At 73.7% G+C, this 7451-nt stretch carries 8 protein-coding genes; 7 read left to right on the top strand and 1 reads right to left on the bottom strand.

Features of this window, described 5'->3' with window-relative positions; translation table 11 throughout:
* The first annotated feature begins 79 nt into the window (after window positions 1-79).
* From GL263_RS02325 to GL263_RS02315, 3 genes are all read left to right on the top strand, one after another.
* Window positions 80-415 (top strand): glyoxalase superfamily protein, encoded by a 336-nt coding sequence (locus tag GL263_RS02325; protein WP_323379216.1) that lies wholly within the window; start codon window positions 80-82, stop codon window positions 413-415.
* A gap of 262 nt (window positions 416-677) precedes the next feature.
* The gene (locus GL263_RS02320; protein WP_182853837.1) at window positions 678-1400 is read left to right on the top strand and encodes a ricin-type beta-trefoil lectin domain protein; all 723 of its coding nucleotides are present in this window, start codon (window positions 678-680) and stop codon (window positions 1398-1400) included.
* 240 nt (window positions 1401-1640) lie between these two features.
* Complete coding sequence (locus GL263_RS02315; protein ID WP_182853836.1) at window positions 1641-2531, top strand: zf-HC2 domain-containing protein; 891 nt, start codon at window positions 1641-1643, stop codon at window positions 2529-2531.
* 130 nt (window positions 2532-2661) lie between these two features.
* On the opposite strand, the gene GL263_RS02310 is transcribed toward GL263_RS02315, so the two are convergent.
* Window positions 2662-3069 (bottom strand): SsgA family sporulation/cell division regulator, encoded by a 408-nt coding sequence (locus GL263_RS02310; RefSeq protein WP_182853835.1) that lies wholly within the window; start codon window positions 3067-3069, stop codon window positions 2662-2664.
* 245 nt (window positions 3070-3314) lie between these two features.
* On the opposite strand from GL263_RS02310, the gene GL263_RS02305 reads away from it, so the two are divergent.
* From GL263_RS02305 to GL263_RS02290, 4 genes are all read left to right on the top strand, one after another.
* Complete coding sequence (locus GL263_RS02305; protein ID WP_182853834.1) at window positions 3315-4493, top strand: energy-coupling factor ABC transporter permease; 1179 nt, start codon at window positions 3315-3317, stop codon at window positions 4491-4493.
* Window positions 4490-5251: a cobalt ECF transporter T component CbiQ gene (gene cbiQ / locus GL263_RS02300; protein WP_182853833.1), complete on the top strand. Its 762-nt coding sequence runs from the start codon at window positions 4490-4492 to the stop codon at window positions 5249-5251. The genes GL263_RS02305 and cbiQ overlap by 4 nt, the downstream gene beginning before the upstream one ends.
* Entirely contained in the window at window positions 5239-6054 is an 816-nt protein-coding gene (locus GL263_RS02295; RefSeq protein WP_182853832.1) for an energy-coupling factor ABC transporter ATP-binding protein, read from the top strand. Before cbiQ ends, GL263_RS02295 begins: the two co-directional genes overlap by 13 nt.
* A gap of 213 nt (window positions 6055-6267) precedes the next feature.
* Entirely contained in the window at window positions 6268-7410 is a 1143-nt protein-coding gene (locus tag GL263_RS02290; protein ID WP_182853831.1) for a serine hydrolase domain-containing protein, read from the top strand.
* Window positions 7411-7451 lie beyond the last annotated feature (41 nt).

The raw sequence follows: 7451 nt of genomic DNA, 5'->3' as shown, positions 1-7451 counted from the left end.
GTACATCTTGGTGCGTGACGGTAGGGAAGATGTGGTAATGGGCGACTCGGCGGGGGTTGTCCGGAAAGGGTGGGGTGGCGTGGTGGGGGAGCAGGCGGTTCCGGTGCTGCGGGTCAAGGACGCGGCCGTCGCGGTGGCCTGGTACGCGCGGTTGGGCTTCGCGTTGGAGTGGGAGCACCGCTTCGAGCCCGGCTTTCCGGTGTTCGCCGAGGTGGCGAGGGGCGAGGTGCGGCTGTTCCTGTCGGAGCACGAGGGGGACGCGCGGCCGGACGGCCTCGTCTATCTCCGGGTGCGTGATGTGGACGCGGTGGCGCGGGAGTTCGGAATGGTGGTGGCGGAGCTGCCGTGGGCGCGGGAGGTGGAGTTGCGCGATCCGGACGGCAATCGGCTGCGGGTCGGGACGCCGGTGGCCTGAGTGGACTGATCGGGAGTCCGGTGAGCGCTGTGGGGGAGGGGAGTGGGGTGTATCCGGTCATGGGGTGTTGAGTCGGCTGAATTCGGCGGGTTGTGGGACGGGTGTGCGTGGATAACATCTGCGTGCTCTGGTCGGCAGGTTCCGCATTGTGGGGACTGGCCTGATCGGTGTGGTTCCGTACGCGTTCTGCACGACTTCCGCGCGGCCGTCCGGCCGTGTCCGACTCCGCCGACCCGTTCGGCTCGAAGTGAGGGGAAGATCCGTGAAGTTGTCCCGTCTGGTGACCGTGGCGCTGGCGTTAGCCGCCGCTCTGCTGATGCCGGCCACCGCCGTGGCCGCGCCGGCGGCCCCTGAGAAGGCGCCGGCGCCGGTCGGTGCCTCCTCCACCACGCAGGAGTTCATCGGCATCGGTCACGGTCCGTACAACATCGCCGAGGAGGCGGCCTGGAACGGCGCCTATTACCTGGCCGCGCAGGCCGGCTATCCGGCGCACACGTGCCGCCGCGTGGGCAAGGCCTACGGCTACACGACAAACGGTACGTTCTGGCAGCTCTACGCGCGGCTCAGCTGTACGCGGCCGGCCCCGGGTACCGGTGAGATCGTCGGCGTGCAGTCCGGGCGGTGTGTGGACGTGAAGGGGGCCGGCACCAAGGAGGGCACCCAGATCCAGCTGTACGACTGCAACGGCACCGTGGCGCAGGCGTGGAGGCTGCACCCGGACGGGACCATCAGGGCGCTGGACCGCTGCATGGACGTGCAGTTCGCCCGGACGGAGAACGGGACCAGGATCGGGCTCAACAACTGCCACGACGGTGGCAACCAGCGGTGGGAGCGGCTGCCGAACGGCCTGCTGAGGAGCCTGCACTCCCAGCGGTGTCTCGCACCGCTGAACAACGGCTCGGGCCGGGACACCCCGCTGGTGATCTGGGACTGCGACCCGAACAACCCCGCGCAGCAGTGGCGGGGCTCGGCGATGGGTGTGTGACGTGTGAGCCGGCCCCGTGCCGTCGTGCGGGGTCGGTGAGCTGCGGCACAGAAAAGCCTCTCATCGGGGCACATCGGGCATATGCCTCATATGATTCTTGTATGCCGGACGTCGTGACCGCGTCGCCGGGCCGCCTTCCGGGGTAGGGGACGCGGGTCGGGTGGCACGGGCGTCAGGCCGCCGAGGCGGCTCGCGGCACCAGAACCCCACGCAGTCAGACCCCGCAGAGGTGGAGCCCCCATGCCGGAAGCCCGCGACACGTCGGCGTCCCGGACGCTGGACGCCGAGCGGTACGCCGAGGCGGTCAGGCGCGAGCGCGCCGGACTGCTCGCACTCGCCGAGCGACGACTGGCCGCCGGCGGGAGCGTCGGCGACGCGGCCACCGGCGATGTGGCCACCGGCGACGCGGCGACCGAAGACGCGGCCCTCGGCGACGCGGCGGTGGAGGAGCTGGTGGCGGAGGCGGTGTTCCGGGTGTGGCGGGAGCCGCTCTCGCCAGCGGCGCTCGACCTGCTGTCCGAGCTTCTGGCGGACGCCGTGCGGCGCCCGCCGGCCGCCGAGCGGTCCGCGCGCTCGGGACGCGCCGGATCTCCCGGGGAGCTGCGCCGCGCCGTCCGGGTGTTGGCGGCGCTGCCGCGGCGGCAGCTGGCGGCGCTGTGGCTCGCGGAGGCCGAGGAGTTGCCGCCCGCCGCCGTCGCCCGTCTGCTGGAAAGCAATCACCATGTGATCGCGGCACTGCTGCGCCGGGCACGGGACAACGCGCGCCGGGAGCACCTGCGGGCCCAGCCCGCGGAGGGCGCGCAGCCTCCGGAGTGCGCCGCGCGCCGTGACAGCATGCCGGCGTACGTGCGGGGCGTGGTCGGAGAGCAGGACGACTGGGAGTTCCGTCGGCACCTGGCGGGCTGCGCCGGCTGCCGCGTCCACTGGGACAGGCTTGAACGGGCGGACGAGCGCTGGCCCGCACTGCTGGGTCCGGCGCTGCTCTGGCTCTACGTCGAGGAGGCGCCGGCGCAGCTGGCGGAGCTGGCGTACGCGGCGCTCTCGGTGCGCGAGGACCCGAGCGTCCACGCGGGCAGTGGGCGTACCCCCCTGCGGGTGGTCCGGCGGTTCGCGTCCAGGGCCTTCGGGTAGCGGCCTTCGGGTAGTGCACGAGGCCGCGCGGCATCAGGCACGAGAGCGTGACGACAGGCACGAGGGCCCGACGGCAGACGCGAGGGCTGAGGCGCCCGGGCGGGCGCGCGGAGCCGGGCCCGCCCCGGGGTCAGGCGCTGCGGAGCAGGCCGGCCAGGGCCTCGTCGAAGTCGAGACGTCCCAGCTCCTCGCCGGGCGGCACCACGGCGTGCGACGCCCTCACGAAGGCGGCGGCGTCGGCCGCGTCCAGGGCGACGACGGCCACGCCCTCGGGCGCGCCGAGTTCCAGCATCAGCTCGCCGGGGGCGCCCGGCCAGATCCGTACCGCACCGGCGCCGGCAGGCGCCAGGAGGCCGTCGGCGAGCAGGTCGCGGGCGAAGGCCCAGGTGGTCTCGGTGCCGTCGAGGGAGATGGCGGCGGGGAAGACGATACGCACGGCGTGCGGATCGGAGGCGTCGTAGCGCAGACGGGCCGTGAAGCGCCGGGCGGCCTCGGCGACGATCTCGGCACGCACTCGGTGGGTGATCGTTGTGGGCATGACTGCTCCTCTGACGTGTCCCCGTTCCGTGTTCGAAGACGGCCAGCGGCGGCCGGGGTTAGCCTTACCGCTGTGTGAGGTGCCTCACCGCGGAGTGAGGGCGACGGCCCGCCGGTGGGACACGGTTGTGTCATCGCCGCGCGCCCGGTAGCAAGGTGCGGTCCCGTCCGTCGACCCCTGACTGTCGACGGTGCCCGGCCGTCGTGGCCGGACAGGTCGTCGACGGAGAGGAAGCAGAAACCGCCATGCATGTCCCTGACGGTTTTTTCGACGCACCCGTGTCGCTCGCGGCCGGCGCGGTCGCGGCGGGCGCGGTCGCCGTGTCGCTACGTGGCGCCAAGCGGGAGCTGGACGACCGTCTCGCGCCGCTTGCCGGACTCGTCGCGGCATTTGTCTTCGCCGTGCAAATGATCAACTTTCCGGTGGGGGCCGGAACCAGCGGGCACCTCATGGGAGGGGCGCTCGCGGCGATCCTCGTCGGCCCCTACACGGCGGTGTTGTGTCTTTCCGTCGTGCTGTTGATCCAGGCCCTGCTCTTCGCAGATGGTGGACTCACCGCTCTGGGAGTCAACATCACCCTCCTTGGTGTGGTGGCGGTGCTAGTCGCGTACCCGCTCTTCCGACTTCTAACAAAAACCCTTCCGCGTGGGCGTAGTTCGGTGGGAATCGCGGCGTTTGTCGCGGCTCTGGTATCGGTGCCGGCGGCGGCGGTCGCCTTCACCGGGCTCTTCGCGATCGGCGGCACGGCCGACGTCCCGCTGGGGCGGGTGCTGGCCGCGATGGTGGGCGTGCACGCGGCGATCGGGCTCGGCGAGGCGGCGATCACGGCGATGACGGTCGGCGCCGTGCTGGCGGTCCGGCCCGACCTGGTGCACGGCGCACGCGACCTGCGCCGCCCGCTGGTCCTGCGCACGACACGGACGGACGCGGGAGTTGCCGCGGCGAGTGCGGGAGTTGCCGCGGCGGGTGCGGAAGCAGCCCCGGCCGACGCGGTTGAGGCTGCCGGCGCGGCCGGTGCGGGGCGGCGGTCGGCGCGTCCGGTGTGGCTCGCGGGACTCGCCGCGTCGCTGCTCTGCGCGGGTGTGCTCAGCTTCTACGCGTCGCAGGAGCTGGACGGTCTGGAGCGGGTGTCGACCGACCACGGGATCATGGAACGGGAGCGCGAGCACGATCTCGCCGACTCGCCGCTGGCCGACTACGAGCTGCGGGACGTGGACAACGGGCTGCTCTCCGGCGGCACCGCCGGGGTGCTGGGCGTCGGCGCCACGCTGGCCGTCGGCACGGGTGTGCTGCTGCTCGTCCGCCGCCGCGACCGCGACCGCGTCCCGTCGGCGACGACCACCGGCGCCGGCCCGAACGGCGCCGGCCGGGAAAGCCGGGGCTCCGACCGCGGCGACAGTCGATCGGCCCCGGACGCCGGATGAGTACCGGCCACACCCACAAGCTCTACCGGCACGGCTCCTCGCCGGTGCACCGGCTGCCGGCGCACTGCAAGATCGTGGCGGTGTTCGCCTTTGTCCTGGTCGTGGTGGCCACGCCCCGCGCGGCGGTGTGGGCGTTCGGCGGCTACGCGCTGCTGCTCGTCGCGGTCGCCGTCGCGGCCCGGGTACCGCCGGGGTTCTGGCTGCGCCGGATGCTGATCGAGGTGCCGTTCGTGGCGTTCGCCGTGCTGCTGCCGTTTGTGGCGGAGGGGCCGCGGGTGGAGTGGCTGGGCTTGTCGCTGAGCGAGTCGGGCCTGTGGTCGGCGTGGAACGTGCTGGCCAAGGGCACGCTGGGGGTGGCCGCCTCGGTGCTGCTCGCGGCGACGACCGAGATCCGGGAGCTGCTGCTGGGCCTGGAACGGCTCGGGCTGCCGCCGCTGCTGGTGCAGATCGCGGCGTTCATGATCCGCTACCTGGACGTGGTCGCCGACGAGCTGCGGCGGATGCGGATCGCCCGGGCGTCGCGCGGGTTCACCGCGCGCGGGCCGCGGCAGTGGGCGGTGCTGGCGAAGTCGGCGGGCGCGCTTTTTGTGCGGTCGTACGAGCGGGGTGAGCGGGTGCACCTGGCGATGCTCAGCCGCGGCTACACGGGCACGATGCCGGTGATCGACCGGCTGACGGCGGGCACCGCCCAGTGGGCGGGCGCGGCGGCGCTCCCGTTGGCGGCGCTGGTGCTCTGTCTGCTGGGATGGCTGCTGTGACGAGCAACCCCTCCCCGGACGTGCCCGGACCTTCCCCGGACGTGCCGGGACGCCGCCCCTCGCTGGAGGTCTCCGGCCTCGCCTACGCCTACCCGGACGGCCACCAGGCGCTGTTCGGCGTCGACCTGACCGTGCGGCCGGGGGAGCGGGTGGCGGTGCTCGGCCCCAACGGCGCCGGCAAGACCACGCTGGTGCTGCACCTCAACGGCATCCTCACCGCCGGTGCCGGCCGCGTGGTGGTCGGCGGGCTGCCGGTGGCGCGGGAGAACCTGGCGGAGATCCGCCGCCGGGTGGGACTGGTCTTCCAGGACCCGGACGACCAGCTGTTCATGCCGACCGTGCGGGAGGACGTCGCGTTCGGCCCGGCCGCCGCGGGGCTGCGCGGAACGGCGCTGGAGGAACGGGTCACGGAGGCGCTGGAGCTGGTCGGGCTCGCGGACTGCGCCGACCGGCCGCCGCACCACCTCTCCTACGGGCAGCGCCGCCGGGTGGCGGTCGCCACCGTGCTCGCCTCCCGCCCGGAGATCCTGGTCCTCGACGAGCCCTCGTCGAACCTCGACCCGACCGCGCGCCGCGAGCTTGCCGACATCCTCCGCGGGCTCGGCACCACGGTGCTGATGGTCACCCACGACCTGCCGTACGCGCTGGAGCTGTGCCCGCGTGCGGTGATCCTCAGCGAGGGCGTGGTGGCCGCCGACGGGCCGACCGCGGACCTGCTCTCCGACGAGCCGCTGCTGCGCCGGCACCGCCTGGAACTCCCCTACGGATTCGACCCCCGTTCGGTGCCGCTGCCGCGGCCGTAGCACCATGGGGTGGGCAGGCGCCCCGCCGGGTGCCGGCGCCGCACGCACGGCCGGCACGCACAGCCGGCGCGACCAGCGGGCGGGCAGCAGCCACGATCAGGCAAGATCGGCAAGCAGAACCAGCAAGCAGAACCAGCAAGCAGAACCAGCAAGCAGAACCAGCAAGCAGAACCAGCAAGCGGAACAACAAGCGGAACAAGGGGTACGGGGCTCGTGGTGGACGTCCAGGGCACGGTGGCGGACGGCTTCGAGCCGGTCCGGGACGCCTTTGCGGAGAACTTCACCCGGCGCGGGGACCGGGGCGCGGCCGTCACCGTCTACCGCGACGGCCGACCGGTGGTCGACCTGTGGGGCGGCACGGACTGGCGGCGGGACAGCGCGCAGATCATCCGTTCGGCGACAAAGGGACCGGCGGCGGCCGTGCTGCACCTGCTGCAGCAGCGCGGCGTCCTCGATCTCGACGCGCCGGTCGGCACGTACTGGCCGGAGTTCAAGGCGGCCGGCAAGGAGCGGGTGCTGGTCCGGCACCTGCTGACCCACCGGGCCGGGCTGCCCGTCCTGGACGTGCCGCTCAGTCCGGCGCAGGCGCTCGACGGGGTCAGCGGGCCCGCCGCGCTCGCCGCGCAGGCACCCGTGTGGGAGCCGGGCACCGCGCACGGCTACCACGCCATGACCTTCAGCTGGCTGCTCGACGAACTGGTCCGCCGGGTCACCGGGCAGCGGCTCGGCGAGTGGTTCGCCGACGAGGTGGCGGCGCCGCTCGGGCTCGACCTGTGGCTGGGGCTGCCGCCGGAGCAGGCCCACCGGGTCGGTCCGCTCGCCGAGGTCGCGGCGCCCGAGCCGCCGGCCGGGCAGGGCCTGCGGGTGCGGGTGAAGCCCGAGGTGGCGGCGGCCTACGGCGACCCGGACTCGCTCACCCGCCGGGCGTTCTCGGTGATCGACCCGGCCCCGGACGAGAACGCGCCCGAGTACCGGGCCGCCGGACTGCCCGCCTCCGGCGGGGTCGCGACCGCCCGCGCGCTGGCCCGCTTCTACGCCGCGCTGATCGGCGAGGTGGACGGCGTGCGGCTGTACGTGCCGGCGACGCTGACGGCCGCCCGCAGCGAGGAGTCGGCCGGGCCCGACCGGGTGCTGGTCGTGTCGACGCGGTTCGGGCTCGGCTACATGCTGCACTCGCCGGCCTCGCCGATGCTGGGCCCGGGATCCTTCGGGCACCCGGGGCGCGGCGGCTCGCTGGCGTTCGCCGACCCGGAGGCGGGGGTCGGCTTCGGGTACGTGACCAGCGGACTCCAGAAGTCCGTCACCTCCGACCCCCGCGCGCAGGCCCTGGTCAGGGCGGTGCGCGGCTGCCTGTGACCCACCGCCTCGGGCAGCGGTGGTCTCATGCCGCGGCCGGC

It is taken from the genome of Streptomyces durbertensis, assembly GCF_014156695.1.
Lineage (GTDB): Bacteria > Actinomycetota > Actinomycetes > Streptomycetales > Streptomycetaceae > Streptomyces > Streptomyces durbertensis.
The sequence above is the reverse complement of the archived record's forward strand: the minus strand, read 5'-3'. Positions and strand labels throughout refer to the sequence as shown.

Bases quoted from the DNA above. Each gene is read 5' to 3' on its own strand.
- GL263_RS02295 (WP_182853832.1), top strand. From the start codon at position 5,239: ATGGCTGCTGTGACGAGCAACCCCTCCCCGGACGTGCCCGGACCTTCC.
- GL263_RS02305 (WP_182853834.1), top strand. From the start codon at position 3,315: ATGCATGTCCCTGACGGTTTTTTCGACGCACCCGTGTCGCTCGCGGCC.
- cbiQ (WP_182853833.1), top strand. From the start codon at position 4,490: ATGAGTACCGGCCACACCCACAAGCTCTACCGGCACGGCTCCTCGCCG.
- GL263_RS02315 (WP_182853836.1), top strand. From the start codon at position 1,641: ATGCCGGAAGCCCGCGACACGTCGGCGTCCCGGACGCTGGACGCCGAG.
- GL263_RS02310 (WP_182853835.1), bottom strand. From the start codon at position 3,069: ATGCCCACAACGATCACCCACCGAGTGCGTGCCGAGATCGTCGCCGAG.